The sequence below is a fragment of the Bradyrhizobium sp. 521_C7_N1_3 genome (assembly GCF_052075975.1).
GTDB classification, from domain to species: Bacteria; Pseudomonadota; Alphaproteobacteria; order Rhizobiales; family Xanthobacteraceae; genus Bradyrhizobium; species Bradyrhizobium japonicum.
Genome location: NZ_CP197232.1, coordinates 4,964,962 through 4,981,363 on the forward strand (window position 1 = coordinate 4,964,962; position 16,402 = coordinate 4,981,363).

At 64.3% G+C, this 16,402-nt stretch carries 15 protein-coding genes; 8 read left to right on the plus strand and 7 right to left on the minus strand.

What is annotated here, in order from left to right; all coding sequences use genetic code 11:
• The first annotated feature begins 173 nt into the window (after nucleotides 1–173).
• Genes AB7008_RS22810 through AB7008_RS22820 form a run of 3 tightly spaced genes read left to right on the plus strand, consistent with a single transcriptional unit; the run spans nucleotide 174 to nucleotide 2,822 of the window.
• Nucleotides 174–1,601: a TadE/TadG family type IV pilus assembly protein gene (locus AB7008_RS22810; protein WP_304493922.1), complete on the plus strand. Its 1,428-nt coding sequence runs from the start codon at nucleotides 174–176 to the stop codon at nucleotides 1,599–1,601.
• A 10-nt stretch (nucleotides 1,602–1,611) separates the two neighbouring features.
• The gene (locus tag AB7008_RS22815) at nucleotides 1,612–2,169 is read left to right on the plus strand and encodes a TadE/TadG family type IV pilus assembly protein (RefSeq protein WP_028157691.1); all 558 of its coding nucleotides are present in this window, start codon (nucleotides 1,612–1,614) and stop codon (nucleotides 2,167–2,169) included.
• Nucleotides 2,169–2,822: a TadE/TadG family type IV pilus assembly protein gene (locus AB7008_RS22820; protein ID WP_028157690.1), complete on the plus strand. Its 654-nt coding sequence runs from the start codon at nucleotides 2,169–2,171 to the stop codon at nucleotides 2,820–2,822. The genes AB7008_RS22815 and AB7008_RS22820 overlap by 1 nt, the downstream gene beginning before the upstream one ends.
• A 117-nt stretch (nucleotides 2,823–2,939) precedes the next feature.
• Here AB7008_RS22820 and AB7008_RS22825 read toward each other — a convergent pair whose 3' ends face one another.
• The 3 genes from AB7008_RS22825 to AB7008_RS22835 all read right to left on the minus strand — a co-directional run bounded on the left by AB7008_RS22825 (nucleotide 2,940) and on the right by AB7008_RS22835 (nucleotide 6,727).
• A complete protein-coding gene (locus AB7008_RS22825) occupies nucleotides 2,940–3,740 on the minus strand; it encodes a type 1 glutamine amidotransferase domain-containing protein (RefSeq protein WP_212504632.1) in 801 nt (266 codons plus the stop codon).
• 112 nt (nucleotides 3,741–3,852) lie between these two features.
• Complete coding sequence (locus AB7008_RS22830; RefSeq protein ID WP_304493923.1) at nucleotides 3,853–5,226, minus strand: aldehyde dehydrogenase family protein; 1,374 nt, start codon at nucleotides 5,224–5,226, stop codon at nucleotides 3,853–3,855.
• Between the two features lie 325 nt (nucleotides 5,227–5,551).
• Nucleotides 5,552–6,727 (minus strand): patatin-like phospholipase family protein, encoded by a 1,176-nt coding sequence (locus AB7008_RS22835; RefSeq protein WP_304494630.1) that lies wholly within the window; start codon nucleotides 6,725–6,727, stop codon nucleotides 5,552–5,554.
• Between the two features lie 222 nt (nucleotides 6,728–6,949).
• Here AB7008_RS22835 and AB7008_RS22840 point away from each other — a divergent pair, with 222 nt between their 5' ends.
• From AB7008_RS22840 to AB7008_RS22850, 3 genes are all read left to right on the plus strand, one after another.
• Complete coding sequence (locus tag AB7008_RS22840) at nucleotides 6,950–7,732, plus strand: acetoacetate decarboxylase (protein ID WP_304493925.1); 783 nt, start codon at nucleotides 6,950–6,952, stop codon at nucleotides 7,730–7,732.
• Nucleotides 7,733–7,847: 115 nt separating this feature from the next.
• Entirely contained in the window at nucleotides 7,848–8,864 is a 1,017-nt protein-coding gene (locus AB7008_RS22845) for a transporter (RefSeq protein ID WP_028157684.1), read from the plus strand.
• A gap of 21 nt (nucleotides 8,865–8,885) precedes the next feature.
• On the plus strand, nucleotides 8,886–10,289 hold the full coding sequence (locus AB7008_RS22850; RefSeq protein WP_304493926.1) for a carbohydrate porin: 1,404 nt from the start codon (nucleotides 8,886–8,888) through the stop codon (nucleotides 10,287–10,289).
• Here AB7008_RS22850 and AB7008_RS22855 read toward each other — a convergent pair.
• The 3 genes from AB7008_RS22855 to AB7008_RS22865 form a co-directional block, all read right to left on the minus strand.
• On the minus strand, nucleotides 10,286–11,581 hold the full coding sequence (locus AB7008_RS22855) for an MFS transporter (protein ID WP_028157682.1): 1,296 nt from the start codon (nucleotides 11,579–11,581) through the stop codon (nucleotides 10,286–10,288). The genes AB7008_RS22850 and AB7008_RS22855 overlap by 4 nt on opposite strands.
• Before the next feature lie 113 nt (nucleotides 11,582–11,694).
• Nucleotides 11,695–12,891, minus strand: coding sequence for an acetyl-CoA C-acyltransferase (locus tag AB7008_RS22860; RefSeq protein ID WP_304493927.1), 1,197 nt, complete (start codon nucleotides 12,889–12,891; stop codon nucleotides 11,695–11,697).
• A gap of 253 nt (nucleotides 12,892–13,144) precedes the next feature.
• Nucleotides 13,145–13,915, minus strand: a complete 771-nt coding sequence (locus AB7008_RS22865) for an enoyl-CoA hydratase (RefSeq protein WP_441259565.1) — start codon at nucleotides 13,913–13,915, stop codon at nucleotides 13,145–13,147.
• 153 nt (nucleotides 13,916–14,068) lie between these two features.
• Here AB7008_RS22865 and AB7008_RS22870 point away from each other — a divergent pair, with 153 nt between their 5' ends.
• Together AB7008_RS22870 and AB7008_RS22875 are read left to right on the plus strand one after the other, a co-directional pair.
• The gene (locus tag AB7008_RS22870; protein WP_304493929.1) at nucleotides 14,069–14,599 is read left to right on the plus strand and encodes a PaaI family thioesterase; all 531 of its coding nucleotides are present in this window, start codon (nucleotides 14,069–14,071) and stop codon (nucleotides 14,597–14,599) included.
• Between the two features lie 69 nt (nucleotides 14,600–14,668).
• Entirely contained in the window at nucleotides 14,669–15,289 is a 621-nt protein-coding gene (locus AB7008_RS22875; protein ID WP_028153393.1) for a TetR/AcrR family transcriptional regulator, read from the plus strand.
• 109 nt (nucleotides 15,290–15,398) lie between these two features.
• Here the strand turns inward: AB7008_RS22875 and AB7008_RS22880 are convergent, their stop codons facing one another.
• Complete coding sequence (locus AB7008_RS22880) at nucleotides 15,399–16,307, minus strand: LysR family transcriptional regulator (protein ID WP_028157678.1); 909 nt, start codon at nucleotides 16,305–16,307, stop codon at nucleotides 15,399–15,401.
• Between the last annotated feature and the right edge of the window lie 95 nt (nucleotides 16,308–16,402).

Here is a 16,402-nt window from a genome sequence, read left to right on the forward strand (position 1 = left end):
CTCCGTTGCACTCCCTGTTTGTGGATTGCCCGTAAGTGTTGATTAAGGGGGCCATATCCATATTCCAGCCTGCGATTGGCGGGCGACCGGCAGCGGTCATCCCACCGGTTGCCCCGATCAAAAGACTTTAGGAATTGCTCTCTGCCGCCACGACGGCAATCAGGATGAAGGTCATGCTCCGCCGGGTAGTGCTCCGTTTCGCAAGAGACCGGAAGGCCAACATCGCCGTTATCTTCGCCCTCACGATGGTCCCGATCGTCTTTCTCCTGGGCATGACGCTCGACTACACGCAGGCCGTCCGCAAGCGCGAGCAATTGAACGCAGCCGCCGACGCGGCTGCGATCGCTGCCGTGCGGCCGGCGATGCTGACCCAGACCGACAAGACGGTCGTCCAGGCGACCGCCGCAGCCGTCTTTGCAGCGAAGGCGAATCTTCCCGGTCTGACGGCGACGCCGACGCCGACCATCACCGTCACGGATTCCGGCCTCGCACGAAGCATCACGGTTTCCTACACCGCGCAGTCCGTCAATAATTTCCCCAGCGTTCTCGGCAAGCAGACCTGGCAAGTGGCCGGCTCCGCAACGGCGAAGGCGTCGAGCGCGCCCAACATGAACTTCTATCTGCTGCTGGACGACTCGCCGTCAATGGCGATCGCGGCGACGCAGAACGACATCACCAACATGATTGCGCTCACGAAGAACCAGCCCAGCTACGCGAAGAGTTGCGGGTTCGCCTGCCATGAGACGCGTCCCAACAACGCAGCTCCCAGCTCGTCGAACAAGGACAATCTCACCGTCGCGCGCGCAAACAGCGTCACACTGCGCATCGATCTCGTGACCAACGCCGTTACGCAGTTGTTGAAGGGACCCTGGACGTGCCCGCAGGCGGGTGTGACGGGCGGCGTCATGCAGTGCATGTCGGCGCTCAACAACACCACCTACAAGGCTGCCATCTACACCTTCGACTATGCCCTCAACACGATCCAGACGCTGACCACCCCGGACACCGCCGCCACGAAGATCACCAACATTCAGCTCCTGACGGTCGACCACCAGAACTGCCCCATTGTCGACAGCAAGGGCAACTGCACCTACACCACCGACTACGGCACGGATATCTCGAAGGGGCTGACGGACGTCAACGCCGTGATGCCACTGCCGGGCACCGGCACCAATCAGGCGGGCGATACGCCGCAGGAGGTGGTCTTCCTGGTCACCGACGGCGTGGAGGACAAGCTCATTCCGAAGTCGGGGGGCACCTGCGACGCCAATGCGACCTATGCGCTTCCGGCGGCCAACTCGACGACCTTGCGATGCCAGCAACCGCTCGACACGGCGATCTGCACGACGATCAAGAATCGCGGCATTCGCATTGCGGTCCTCTACACCGAGTATCTGCCGCTGCCGACCGAGAGCTGGTACAACACCCGCATCGCGCAGTTCAACAGCCCGACCTCGTCGACCGGCACGATTGCGACACGGCTGCAATCGTGCGCGTCGCCCGGGCTGTATGCGAGCGTGCAGACCGGTGGCGACATTTCCGCGGCGCTGACCAACCTCTTCATCAAGGTTGCGTCCAGCACGGCCAGCCTCGTGCAGTAGGGAAGGGGCCATGACCCGACAGGTCACGACAACGAAGAGACGCCGCAACCGCTGCGCCGCCTTCGCCGGCGATAGAAGCGGAGCCACGGCCGTCGAATTCGCGCTCGTTGCCGCGCCGTTTCTCGCGCTCGTCATCGCGCTCATCCAGACGTTTCTGGTTTTCTTTGCCCAGCAGATGCTTGAAACCGTGGTGCGCCAGTCGGCGCGTCTCGTCATGACGGGGCAGGTTCAGTCGGCGCAGATGAACCAGGCGGTTTTCAAGCAGAAGGTCTGCGATCAGATCGTAATCCTGTTCAATTGCAGCGGCCTGATGGTCGACATGCAGGTCGCAACGTCCTGGTCTTCCGCGAACACGGCGACGCCCACGCTGACCTTCGACGGCTCGGGCAATGTGACCAACAGCTGGCAATACAATCCTGGCGATTCCGGCGATATCGTCGTTCTCCGCGTCATGTATGTCTGGCCGGTCGTGCTCGGGCCGCTCGGCTTCAATCTCTCGAACCTTAGCAATGGCAACCGGCTGCTCATGTCGTCCGCCGCGTTCCAGAACGAGCCAGGAGCCACCTGATGATCTCCGCCCTGTCGTCTCGCGCTCGGCAGATGTTGACCGATGTACGCGCCGTTGCAGCGACGGAATTCGCCATCGTGACGCCGTTCATGCTGGTGCTCTATGTCGGCGGCGTCGAGCTCGGCAACGGGCTCGCCATGAACGTCAAGGTCAGCGCGACCGCGCACAGCGTTGCCGACATGATCTCGCAGAACACGGCCGTCACGTCGACCCAGATGGACGGCATTCTCGCTGCGGCGAGCTCCATCATGGCTCCCTATCCCATCAAGAACGGCAGCACCTCGCTGATGACGATCACGGTCTCCGAGGTCTCGACCGACAGCAATGGCAACGCGACGGTGCAATGGAGCAAGTCGACCAGTACGTCGGGGGCGAGGGCCGCCGGTCAGCAGATGACCTTGTCGTCCTTTACCGCGCCGGGCGGTACCAGCAATGCCAACATCTCGCTCATCCTGAGCGAGGTGTCCTACGACTACGCGCCCAACCTCGGCTTCACGATCGCCGGCACGGTGAAGCTGTCCGACAGCTATTACCTGTTCCCCCGCTGCTCGACGAACACCCCCGCCACGTCGAGTTTTCCCTATTACGACGTGAAATATCCGGCGGCGAAGACCTGCACCTGCGTGCAGCACTTGCAGCAGAAGACCTGTTAGTTTCGCGGAACGCGGTCGAAAGAAGCCGGATGCTGCTGAAGCAGGCTTCTGTCCCGATTTCCTCCCGGCCCCTGTGCGCAATTGCGCACCAGGCCGGGATGACATTGGGGTAAACGCTTACGCCGCCACAGTGGCGCGGTCGAGCGCTGCGATCAGCTTTGCCGCGATAGGATGGTCGGACCGCGGATTCTGGCCGGTGATCAGCTCGCGGTCCTCGACGACGTAAGGCTCGAAGTCGACGGCGCTTCTGCTGACCTCGGCACCCGCAGCTCCCAGCGCGTCCGGCATGGTGAAGTAGATCTTGCCGTGCAGGAACTGCTCCTCGATCGGTATCTCTTCCGAGGCGGTGAATACCGTCATCTTGTAGCCCGCATATTGCCAGCCCTTTCCGAGCTCCGCGACCTTGGCCTTGTCGCCGGCGATCAGCGCGGCGCGATAGGCCTTGGCGTCGGGCAGGGCGGCCAGCGTCGCGATCGGTCCGTGGCAGAGCAGGGCCGTCGGCTTCTTCCGTTCGTGAAAATATCGCAGGATCTTGCCGAGCTCCGCGTCCTGCATGAGGTCGACGACCGGACCCTGCCCACCGGGAACGAAAACGGCGGCATATTGATCCAGTCCTCCGTCCACGATCGCGCGCAACGTATGGACGTTGGTCATCGCCGGGTCCTTGTCGAAGAAGTCGCGTCCCCGCCGGTAGGCCTTCTCGTCGCCGCCGAAATGGGCCGCATGATCGGAGGCCGGATCGATGTACGGTTGCTTGCCGTTCGGCGTCGCCAGTACCACCTCGTAGCCGGCATCGACCACGGCCATCGCCGGCACGACGGTTTCATTGAGGTATTGGCCAGTCGGTCCGGTGCCGCCGCCCTGGATTTCGATACGGGTGGCATTGGAGCCGACAACGAGCACTTTTCCCTTGGACATGTGATCTCCTGACTGTTGGGTTCATGACTGGCCGGCGGCACCCTCGATCGCGGCAAGGGCTGTCCGGGCCACTTCTTCGTCCTGCTCCACCGAGCCTGCGCTGGTTCGGCGATTACCTGAACACGATCATTTTCTCCGCCGTCATCTCGTGCATCGTGTAGGGAATGCCGCCGACGCCATGGCCGGATACGCGGCGGCCCGCGAAAGGCATCCAGTCGGTGCGGAAGGCGGTGTGGTCGTTGATCATCACCGCCGCCGCGTCGAGGCGCTCCGCCGCATCGAGCGCGACCGCGAGGTCGCGCGTGAAGATGGCGGACTGGAATGAGACCGGAAGCGAGTTGGCTTCCGCGATCGCGTCGTCGATGCGATCGAACGGATAGACGCAGGTCACCGGCCCGAACACCTCCAGCGTGGAAACCTTGGCATCGCGCGGCGGCGAGATCAGGATCGATGGCTTGAGCGTGGTCTCGCTCAACCGGCCGCCCCCGATCTGTCGTGTCCCGGCCGAAACCGCCTCATTGATCCAGCCTTCGACACGCGCAACCTCCTGCGGCGTAATCAGCGGTCCCACCTCTGTTTCGGGGAGCGTCGGGTCTCCCACCTTCAGGACCTCGACCCTGGCCGCGAAGCGGTCGACGAACTCCTTCTGAAGCGCGGAATGCACATAGATGCGCTGGACCGACACGCAGACTTGCCCCGCGTGGTAATAACCGCCCTTGGCGATCGGCTCGATGATCTTTTCGAGGTCGGCGCTGCGGTCGACGATGAGGGGCGCGACACCGCCGTGCTCGAGGGCGCAGCGCGCACCGGGGGTGATGACCGATCGCAGATGCCAGCCAACGCGCGCCGAGCCGATGAAGCTCAGGAAGGCGACGCGCGGGTCGGTCGCGAATTTTTCAGGCAGGCCGTGATCCTCCGGGAGGAACGTCTGTACCCAGCCTTCGGGCATGCCGGCTTCGTGGACGAGTTTCACGAGCTCGACGCAGCACAGGGGCGTTGTGCCAGCCGGCTTGACGATGACAGGGCAGCCCGTCGCGATCGCCGGTGCGACCTGGTGAACGATCAGGTTGAGGGGATGGTTGAAGGCCGAGATCGCCGCGACAATGCCGATGGGTTCCTTGATGGTCCATGCCCGCCGGCCATCGCTTGCGGGTGTCAGGCCCATCGGGACCTCGACCCCGCCGCGGGTCCGCAAAAAATCCGCTGCCGAGCGGATGCCGTCGATCGCCCGATCCGTCTCGATCAACGCATCCGTGAGCGGCTTGCCGCCTTCGCGCGCGATCAGGATACCAAAATCCTGCCGCTTCGCCGAGACCAGATCGGCGAGCCTGTTGAGAATGGCGATCCGCTGATGCGGCTTCAGCCAGGCCTTTCGGTCCGCGAACAGCTTTCGCGCGGTCTCGAACTTTGCCTCCAGCGCGGCGGCGTCGTCACTGGCGAGCTCGGTGATTTCGGTTCGGTCGAATGCCTGTACAACTTTGATCATGATTCACCCCACGCTGTGTTCTGTTGTTGCGTGGCCTGGAAGCATCGTCGCGCATCAACAGTCTAGCGATGTGCCGAGAGACCTGCGGTTAATTGTAGTAAAAACGTATGCCCGGAATGAAGTGGAACCGAAGTTCCGCAATTCACGGATTGGCACGGAGCAGATTGGTCGTGCGATTTGGCAATGATGCCATCATGCCCCTGTTTTGCCCGACGAGTCAAATGGCTTCGGGAAAACGTAAGTCGTTGATCTAACACGCCCCGGCTACTGTGCATGGGGTTGTTTTCGCAGTTTTTGTCTGGAGCGGCCTGTCTGAAGAGCGCCGTTACGCGCTCTCCGTCTCCCGGTGCACGTCGTGCACCACGAGGCCCATGCCTTCGTCCGGCATCTTGATCCAGTCGCGGCGCTTCAGCGTGCGCTTGGTGTCCTCGTAGCCGCTCGTCCAGTGTTCGCGCATCGAGGTGCCCGAGAACTCATGGTCCTTGGCGTCGCCCTCATAGGCCTTCTGCTGGTAGATCAGGTGCAGGATCGCGATCTCGGGCATGCGGCGCAGGCTCGTCTTGAGCTGGCGATCCTCGTCGGAGAGCTGCTCGTCCGGGATTTTCGCCAGCGCCTTGTAGAGCAGAATCTTGAGGTTGTGGGTGCGGCGGTAGACGTCGGTGTTGTGGCGCGTGCGCGAGGAATACATGATGTCCTTGTGGCGGGCCATCACGTCCTGGATCGAGCGCGGCAGCACGCCCCGCGCGCTGAACAGGTCGACCTGGAACACCAGCGAGTTGAGCGCGTCCTCCTGGTCGAGCAGATGCTGGAGCGGCGTGTTGGAGACGATGCCGCCGTCCCAGAAATGATCGGTGCCGATCCGCACCATCGGCAGCGCCGGGGGCAGGGCGCCGGAAGCCATGATGTGCTCCGGCTCGATCTCGTCATGGGAGTTGTCGAAATAGATGAAGTTACCCGAGAGCACGTTGACCGCGCCGACCGCGAAACGGACCTTCTTCTCGTTGATGAGGTCGAAGTCGACGAGCTCCAGCAGGCTCTCCTTCAGCGGCATCGTATCGTAATAGCTGGTGGCGGTGCGCGCGCCGACCGGGCTGAACCAGGGATTGACCTGGTGCGGGGTGAAGAAGCCAGGCTGACCCATCGCCGACGTCATCCACGCGCTGGTGAGATTGCGCCACTGGCGGAAGATGTCGCCGTCGGGCGTGTAATGCCAGATCTTGCGGTTGGTGATGCGCTCCCAGAAGATGCGGAGCGCTTCCAGCCGCTTCTCGGGCTTGTTGCCGGCGATGATGGCGGAATTGATTGCACCGATCGAGACACCGCAGACCCAGTCGGGCTCGATGCCGGCCTCGTGCAGCGCCTGATAGACGCCGGCCTGGTAGGCGCCGAGCGCGCCGCCACCTTGCAGCACCAGCGCGACGCGGTCGCAGCGTTCGGGGCGCCAGCCCCGTGCGGGAGGCTGATGCGTCTGATGAGCCGGTTGCGACGTGCGGGCGTCCATGGCGTGCCTCCTAGCGTGGACCAAACGATTGCGTCCGGCAGTGACGGCGTGATGACAATTTCAGCGCCGATGCATCGTCTGCATGCAGGCCGACCGCAGCGGGAATGGCGGGAGGTCGTGCGCCTGACGGAAATCCTTCACATCGCAGTCAATGACGGCGGCTAGCAATTTTGGGGTCCAGGCCTGACGCCGCCGGGCGGACATCACACACAGGAGATCAGGATGCGCAGGGAAGACGTGCTGAGACTTCCGTCCATGCCGGCGGCGGGGCCGAGCTATCCGGCCGGGCCCTATCGCTTCGTCAACCGCGAATTCCTCGTCATCACCTACGAGACCGATCCGGAGCTGATCCGCGCCGGCCTGCCCGAGCCGTTGGAGCCGATCGACCAGCCGATCGTGCATTACGAATGGATCAAGATGCCGGACTCCTCCGGCTTCGGCAGCTACACCGAATCCGGCCTCGTCATCCCCGCGCGCCTCAACGGCGAGGAGGTCAATTTCGTCTCGCAGATGTATCTGGATGATGATCCGCCGATCGCGGCGGGCCGCGAGATCTGGGGCTTTCCCAAGAAATACGCCCATCCCAAGCTCGAGATCGTCAAGGACACGCTGACGGGCACGCTGGAGTATGCCGGCCAGCTCGTCGCCATGGGCACGATGGGCTACAAGCACGAGAGCATGGCCGGCAACGGCGATCGCACCCGTACGACGCTGTCGAAGACGCAGATTAATCTGAAGATGATCCCGGGCGTCGACGGCCGTCTCGAAGTCTGTCAGCTCGTCGCGATCAACCTCATCGACATCGTGCCGAAGGGCTCCTGGATGGGGCCCGGCCGGCTGCATCTGGTGCCGCACGTCAACGCGCCGGTTGCGGATTTCCCGGTTCTCCGCTGCCTGGGCGCGCACCACTACATCGCCGATCTCACGCTGCCGTTCGGCCGCGTCGTGCACGACTACGTCAAGGAGGTCGAGGCGGTGGCCGCGACGGGGCTGGCCGCGGAGTAGGGCTGCATCATCATCAAACTGTAACAAAGCCGTAATTGAGTACCCGCGAGAGGTCCGGAGGATGCCGTCAGCCATCTTCCGGAAACGGGGCGTTTGTTGACGGTTGGGGTTGGCCATGGCTGAGCCGGCGAAGCTTGTCAGCGCGATATCGGATTCCGTGCCCGCCATTCCCGGCCTGGTCTGGGCGTTCCGGCTGCACGGCGACGGCAGCGCCGAGGCGCTGCCGATCGACCAGCCGATCGAGTTCAGCCATGACGGTCGGCTCTGGTTGCATTTCAACCTGACCGATGCGCGCGCACGGCCCTGGATCGCGGCGTCACAGCTGCCGCCGCTCGCGCGCGACCTCCTGCTGTCCAACGACACTTTCCAGCAGCTTCACGTCATCGACCACTGCGTCTACGGCGTCTTCTCCGATCTCGTGCGCGACATCGACAGCGCGACCGAAGAGACCGCGTTCCTGCGTTTCGCCATGACCGAGCATCTTCTCGTCAGCGGCCGGCATCAGGCGCTGTGCTCGGCCGATGCCACGCGCCGCGTGCTCGAAGGCGGCTACCGCGTCGACAACGTCGCCCATCTCCTGGAAAAGATCGTCGACGAGGTCGCCGACACGCTGGACCGGATGGCGGACAAGCTCGGCCAGGAGATCGACGACATCGAGGAACGGATTTTGGCCGACGACGCCAAGCCGGAGATGCGCCGCAATCTCGGCCGGCTGCGCCGGACCTGCGTCAGGCTGCATCGCCAGCTCACCGGCCTGCGCGTGCTGTTCCATCGCCTCGATCAGAAGAACACCGATCATCTGGCGCCGGCCTTGCGCATTCACGCCGGCAAGCTGGCGCAGCGGCTGGACGGGCTCGATCACGACATCGTCGAGCTCCGCGAACGCAGCCGCCTCCTCGAGGAGGAGCTGCGCTTCAAGAACGAGGAAGAGAGCAACCACCACCTCCACACGCTCTCCATCGTGACCTCGCTGCTGCTGCCGCCGACCCTGATCACCGGCATCTTCGGCATGAACACCAAGGGCCTGCCGCTCACCGACGTCGAGAGCGGATTTCTCTGGGCGGCGCTGTTGATGGCCTCGTCCGTAGGGGCGGCCTATCTGTTCATGCGGCGCACGGGTATCTTCAGGTAGCGTACGCAGCCGGTATCAGCCGTGATCGGGACGTCCCACAGATTTCTGCTGCGAAACGCGGCCGCGATCGTGCTGGCCGCAACGGTGGCGAGCACGAGCGCGCTCGCCGGCGCCAAGGACGAAAGCGCGGCCGAATGGCTGGCGCTAAAATGGTTCAACGAATGGCATGACGGGCTCGCCAACAAGGGCCTGAATTTCGGTGCCACCTATATCGCCGACAACATCGCCAACGTCTCCGGCGGCGTGAAGCGTGGCGCCATCCATTTCGGCCGCCTCGATCTCTCGGTCGATGCCGATCTCGACAAGCTCGTCGGCTGGACCGGCGGCCGGTTCTACGCCAATGGCTTCGTGATCTACGGCCAGGGGCTCTCCCGCAACTATGTGATAAACCTCGCCACCATCAGCGAGATCGAGGCACTGCCGGACCAGCGGCTCTACAACGCCTATTTCGAGCAGAGCTTCTTCGGCGACCGCCTGAACATCAGGGCCGGCCAGCAGGCCGCCGACGTCGAGTTCTTCGACAGCCAGACCGACGACCTCTTCATCAACGGCACTTTCGGCTGGCCCGCGATCAAGGCGAGCAATCTTCCCGCCGGGGGCCCGGCACCGCCGATCGCGGTGCCCGGCATCCGCATCAAGGCGGCGCTGACCGAGAACATCACCGCGTTCGGTGCGGTGTTCAACGGCGATCCGTCAGGCCCGGGCGAGGCGGATCCGCAGCTGCGCGACCATCATGGCTTGGCGTTCCGCGTCAACGATCCGCCATGGGTGATCGGGCAGGTCCGCTTCAACTACGACATCGATATCGGCGGCCGGCCGCTCGCCGGCAATTTCACGCCGGGCGCCTGGAAGCATTATGGCTCGTTCGACAGCCAGCGTTTTACGGCGGAGGGGCTGTCGATCGCCGATGCCGGCGGAAGCGGTATGCCTGCAAGACTTCGCGGCAATTACGGTATCTTCGCCGTCATCGAGCAGGTGCTCTATCGCCCGCCGGAGGTGAAAGACAACAGCACGTCAGCCTCGATCCCGGGCGTCACCGCGTTCGGCCGCATCGCCTACAGCCCGCCGGACCGCAATCTGATCGACCTCTATGTGGACGGCGGCATCGGCTTCGTCGGCTTCACGCCAGGCCGTCCGCTCGATCGCTTCGGCGTGGCGATGGCCTATATGCGGATTTCGAACACCGCGCGCAATCTTGACATTGATACGCAGGCTTTCACCGGCATCCAGAGCCCGGTGCGCAGCAACGAGATGCTGATCGAGATGATCTACGAGGCGCATATCAAGCCGGGCTGGCTGATCGCGCCTTACTTCCAATACGTGTTCCGCCCCTCTGGCGGCATCCCCAATCCGAACGATCCGACCGGCGTGTCGCGGATCGGTGACGCCGCAGTCTTCGGCGTCACCACCACGATCAGGTACTAGGCCATCGCGGGCTTCGGCTCGGCCTTCGGTTGCCGCGACAGCGCCAGCACGATCAGCGAGGCGAACACGCAGAGCGCGCCGGCGATGAAGAACGCGGGCAGGTAGCTCTCATAGACCGTCCGCGAGAAACCGGCACCGAACGCCGCGGTGCCTGCGCCGAGCTGATGGCCGGCAAAGATCCAGCCGAACACTAGGTTGGCGCGCTCGGGTCCGAACTTCTGCGCGGTAAGCCGCACCGTCGGCGGCACCGTGGCGATCCAGTCGAGCCCGTAGAACATCGCGAAGATCGACAGCCCGTAGAACGAGAAGTCGCTGAAGGGCAGGAAGATCAGCGACAGCCCGCGCAGGCCGTAGTACCAGAACAGGAGGTAGCGGTTGTCGTAGCGGTCCGACAGCCAGCCCGACATGATGGTGCCGAAGAAGTCGAAGATGCCCATCGCGGCGAGCAGGCTTGCGGCCTGCACCTGCGGGATGCCGAAATCGAGGCACATCGGGATCAGGTGAACCTGGACGAGACCGTTGGTCGACGCGCCGCAGACGAAGAAGGTCGCAAACAGGATCCAGAACGCGCGCGACTTCGAGGCGTCGCGCAGCGTGCCGAGCGCCACGCCCGTGATCGAGCCATGGCTGACCGGCGGGGCCGGCAGGGGCTCGGTGCCTTCGTCGCCGAACGGGCGCAGGCCCACGTCGCTCGGCCGGTCGCGCATCGCGAGGAGAACCGCCACGGCGGAGACGCCGAGCGCGATGCAGACGAAGCCGAGCGCGAGCCGCCAGCCGTAACGCTCGGTCAGGCTTGCGAGCAGCGGCAGGAATACCAGCTGGCCGGTGGCGACGCTCGCAGTCATGATGCCGACGACGAGGCCGCGCCGCGCGGCGAACCAGCGCGTCGCTATGGTGGCGCCCAGCACCAGCGCGGTCATGCCGGTGCCGATGCCGATCACGACGCCCCACAGCAACACGAGCTGCCAGACCTGCGTCATGCCGAGCGAAAGGACCAGCGCCGAGACCACGATGAGCTGTGCAGTCAGCGTGACGTTGCGCAGGCCGTAGCGATTGAGCAGGGCGGCCGCGAACGGCGCCATCAGCCCGAACAGGATGAAGCGGATCGACAGCGCGGAGGAGATCTGCGCCGTGCTCCAGCCGAACTCGTGCTGAAGCGGGACGATGAACACGCCGGGCGCACCAACCGTGCCGGCGCTGATCAGCGCGGTGAGGAAGGTCACGCCGACCATCACCCAGCCGTAGTGGATATTGCGGCGGCCGAGTGCTGCCGCGAGCCAGTTCGAGATCATTGGGCCTCAATGTTTGATGGGCAGGCTTTGAGACACCTGCACGAGCTTGCAGAATGGCACGGGACGTGTCTGTCGAAAATGACAGAGTTCCCTCATTTTCGGACGTGTCTTGGTCACTGCGTCAGACGCTCCACGGCGATGGCCGTGGCTTCACCGCCGCCAATGCAGAGTGCCGCGACGCCGCGCTTGAGATTCTGCGCCTCGAGCGCGTGCAGCAGCGTCACGATCAGCCGCGCGCCGGTCGCACCGATGGGGTGGCCGAGCGCACAGGCGCCGCCGTTGATGTTCAGCTTGTCGCGGGGGATGCCGAGGTCGCGCTGCGCCGCCATCGCCACCACGGCGAAGGCCTCGTTGATCTCGAACAGATCGACGTCGCCGGCGCTCCAGCCGACCTTGTCGAGGAGCTTGCGGATCGCCGGGATCGGCGCCGTCGTGAACCATTGCGGCTCCTGGCTGTGGGTGGCGTGGCCCTTGATCTCGGCCATTGCCGGCAGGCCGTTGCGATCCGCGAGCGAGCGCTTCGTCAGCACCAGCGCGGCGGCGCCGTCGGCATTGGCGGAGGAGGCGGCGGGCGTGATGGTGCCGTTGGCGCGGAACGCCGGCTTCAGTCCGGGGATTTTGGCCGGGTCGACCTTCAGCGGATGCTCGTCATTGGCGATGATGCGCGGGCCGGCTTTCTCGGTCAGCGTGATCGGCGCGATCTCGGCCTTGAACGCGCCGCCCTCGACCGCCTTGCGCGCGCGGCTCAGCGTCTCCATCGCGTAGGCATCCTGGTCCTTGCGCGTGAACTGATAGGCTTCCGCGGTGGCTTCGCCGAAATCGCCCATGGAGCGGCCGGTCTCGTAGGCATCCTCCAGCCCGTCCATCATCATGTGGTCGATGATGCGATCATGACCGGCGCGGTAGCCCCCGCGCGCCTTGGCGAGGAGATAGGGCGCGTTGCTCATGCTCTCCATGCCGCCGGAGACGACGATCTCGGCCGAGCCGGCGCGGATGATGTCGTGCGCCAGCATGGTCGCCTTCATGCCGGAGCCGCAGACCTTGTTGACCGTGGTCGCGCCCGTGGCGTCGGGCAGGCCGGCGCTACGTGCCGCCTGGCGAGCCGGCGCCTGGCCTTGTCCGGCCGGCAGCACGCAGCCCATGAAGACCTCGTCGATTTTCTCGGGCGCGAGTTTCGCGCGCTCCAGCGCAGCCCCAATCACATGCGATCCGAGCTTGTGAGCGGCCAGCGGCGACAATTCGCCCATGAAGCGGCCGAGCGGGGTGCGGGCGGCGGAGACGATGACGACGGGATCGGCGGCTTCGGCCATGATGAAACTCCCAGCGATGGCGGAAAAGATTATGATCATCATATGATGCGGCGCAAAAAATGCAACCGCGGCCGGCATGAGAAATTGTCGTGGTTCGGATGAGATTTGGTCGTTCGATTGGAGGAGGGGCTGCGACCAAGGAAACGAAGGCGCTTCCCCAATGACGGTGTCATGCCCCGCCTAGTGCGCAATTGCGCACAAGGCGGGCGATGACAGCATCATGCTGAAACGATCACGGCACCCCGTCCAGCGCCTACCGCTTCCTGTTCACGAACGCCTGCATCAACCGCGTCGGCTCGTCCGTCAGGAACGACTCGCCGAACACCTTGACGCTGAGATTCACCGACTCCGTCAGCGGCAGTTCCTCCCATTGCCGCAGCAGCGCCTTTTGCGAGCGCAGCGCCTCGGGGCCGCATTCGAGCAGCGCCTTCACGAGATGTTCGACCTCGGCATCCAATTCGCCCTCCGGCGCGACCTTGTCCACCAGTCCCCAGGCCAGCGCGGTCGGCGCGTCGATGTTCTCCGCCGTCATCACCAGCCAGCGCGCGCGGGCCCAGCCGATCAGGCGCGGAAGCAGGGCGGCGTGGATCACCGAGGGGATGCCGACGCGGACCTCCGGCATGCCGAAATGCGCATCGCGTGCAGCGATCCTGAAATCGCAGGCGGCCGCGACTTCGAGGCCGCCGCCGAGGCACCAGCCCGGCATCCGCGCGATCACAGGGGCCGGGAATTGGCGCACGGCCTCGCAGAGATCGCGCAGGCGGCTGATGAAGGCTTCGGCTGACTTCTGGTCGAGCTTGGCCATCTCCTTGATGTCGGCGCCGCCGATCATGCTCTTCTCGCTCTGGCCGCGCAGCACCACGACGCGGATGCTGCGGTCGGTCGCGAGGGTCTGCAGGCCTTCGCGCACAGCATCGGTGACGGGCGAGCCCAGAATGTTGAGCGGGCCGGCGTTGCAGATCGCGACATGAACGACGCCGCGCGCATCGCGCGTCACGCCGCAGTGATTGTTGAGCATTTCCATCGGGGCATCTCGGAGTTTCGTGGACATGCGCGAGGCGCGCGGGTCGGGATCACTTCGGTGCCGAAACGCCCAGCTTGTCAAGCGGGTGGGGGACGGAGTTGCCATCGTGAAGTTCGTGACATAGTATGACATTCATCATACAAAGAGGCCGCCATGACCTGTAACGATCAACTCGACCTGTTTTCGCCCGCGCAGCGGCGTGAGCGCGTGGTGGACTGGCAGGCGCCTGCGCCGGTTGCAAAAGCAGCGATGGGGCTTTCGGGCATGGACGCGATGCTGGGAATCCGCGACGGCCGGTTGCCGCCGCCGCCGTTCGCAAAATTGATCGGTTTCACCATGGCGGTGGTCGAACCGGGCCGGATCGTGATGGAACTGGAGCCACGCGAGGATCTCGAAAATACCATCGGCCTGCTGCACGGCGCGACCGCCGCGGCGCTGATCGATACCGCCATGGGCTGCGCCATCTCGACGCGGCTGGAGGCCGGGCAATCGTCCGTGACCCTCGACCTGAAAATGACCTTCCTGCGTCCGCTGTCAGTCCGTTCCGGGCTGATCTCGGCCGAAGGCAAGATCATCAAGCTGGGACGCCAGACCAGCTACACCGAGGGCTTTGTCCGCGACGGCAAGGGTGCGCTCGCAGTCCATGCAACTGCAACCTTTTCCATGATCGGCGCGACAACTTAACATGAATTAATGCACCGCCTGGTCCATTTCTGTGTTATGAGATGATCTCCGACATTCAATGAGACCCGCATGCGCTATTCCCGGGAACACAAGCAGGAAACCCACGACCGAATCGTGAAGAAGGCTTCCGTGCGGCTGCGCGAAAAAGGCGCCCACGGCATCGGCGTCGCCGACCTCATGAAGGAGGCGGGCCTGACCCATGGCGGGTTCTACGCGCATTTCGACTCGCGCGAGGCGCTGGTGATCGAGGCCTTTGCCTACGCCATGGACCGTTCGATGGAGCACTGGCGCAAGCAGTCCGATCAGGTCGCGCCCGAAAAGCAACTGACCCAGATCGTCGAGACCTATCTTTCGGCGTTGCACCGGGACAATCCCGGCCACGGCTGCTCGATTCCCGCGCTCGGCGCCGAGATCGCCCGCGAGAGCCCGAAGACGCGCAAGGCCTTTGCCGGAAAGCTCGACGAGATGGTCGAGATGATGACCGATTTCATCCCAAACCTGCCGCGCAAGGCCGCGCGCAAGCAGGCCATCGCGACGCTGGCCACGATGGCCGGCACCATGCTGCTGGCGCGCATTGCAGGATCCAGCGAACTGTCGGACGAGGTGCTGAAGGCCGGCAAGGATAGCGCGCTCGATGGCGCGAAGCGCGAGCCGAAGGTGACGGCGGCGAAGAAGGCGAAGCAGAACTGAGATGCGGTAGGGTGGGCAAAGGCGCTCTTGCGCCGTGCCCACCATCTCTCCACGCCTGCAAGAGACATGGTGGGCACGCTTTCGCCTTGCCCACCCTACGAGACCGTCCTTACCGCCCCGCAAACAACGCCCGCTCGCGCTCCACGATCTCACCGATGTAATCGGCCACCGCGCGGATCCGCGCGAGGTCCTTGCTGTCTGCGTGCATCAGCATCCAGAACGTCCGCGTGATCGATATCTCCTCCGGCAGCACCGCCACCAGCTGCGGATAATCGCTCGCCATGAAATGCGGGAGCACGGCGATGCCGAAGCCCGCGAGCGTCGAATTGAGCTGCGCGATCAGATTGGCGCTGCGGAAGCGCGCCGAAATCCGCGGCGATACCTGCGGGAGGTAATCGAGCTCGGGCGTGAACAGGAGCTCCTCGATATAGCCGACGAAGCGATGCTGCGGCAGATCCTGTCGCGAGGTGATCTTCGGGAAACGGTCGAGATAGGCCGGCGCCGCATAAAGCCCGAGGCGGTAGTCCAGGAGCTTGCGGCCGACGATGCGGCCTTCCTTCGGCATGGTCAGGCTGATCGCGATATCCGCTTCGCGCTTGGAGAGACTGAACAGCCGCGCGGTGGCCACAAGTTGCAGATCGAGGTCGGGATAGCGGTCCGCGAAGGGCGCCAGCCGCGGCGCCAGGAAGGCGGTGCCGAACCCGTCGGGCGCGCCGATCCGCACCGTGCCGGTCAGCCGCGCCACCGAGCCGCCGACCTGTTCCTGGTTGGCGACGATGGTCGATTCCATGGCTTCCGCGCTGTCGGCGACGCGCTGGCCGGCCTCGGTGAGGAGATAGCCGGTCTTGCGCCGGTCAAACAGCTTCGCCGAGAGGTGTCTCTCCAGCCGGTCGACGCGACGGATCACGGTGGCGTGGTCCACTCCGAGCTGTTTGGCCGCAGCCGAAACCGAGCCGCCCCGCACGATGGCCAGCACGAAGCGGAAGTCGTCCCAGTCGATGCTACCTTGATCCAGCATTTTCGCACATCTATGGTGCATTATCTCAGACTTGAATCCTATAAAATGCAGGTCGATAGGATTTGTCAAAGCGTTCACGCTCGACCTCAGGAGAT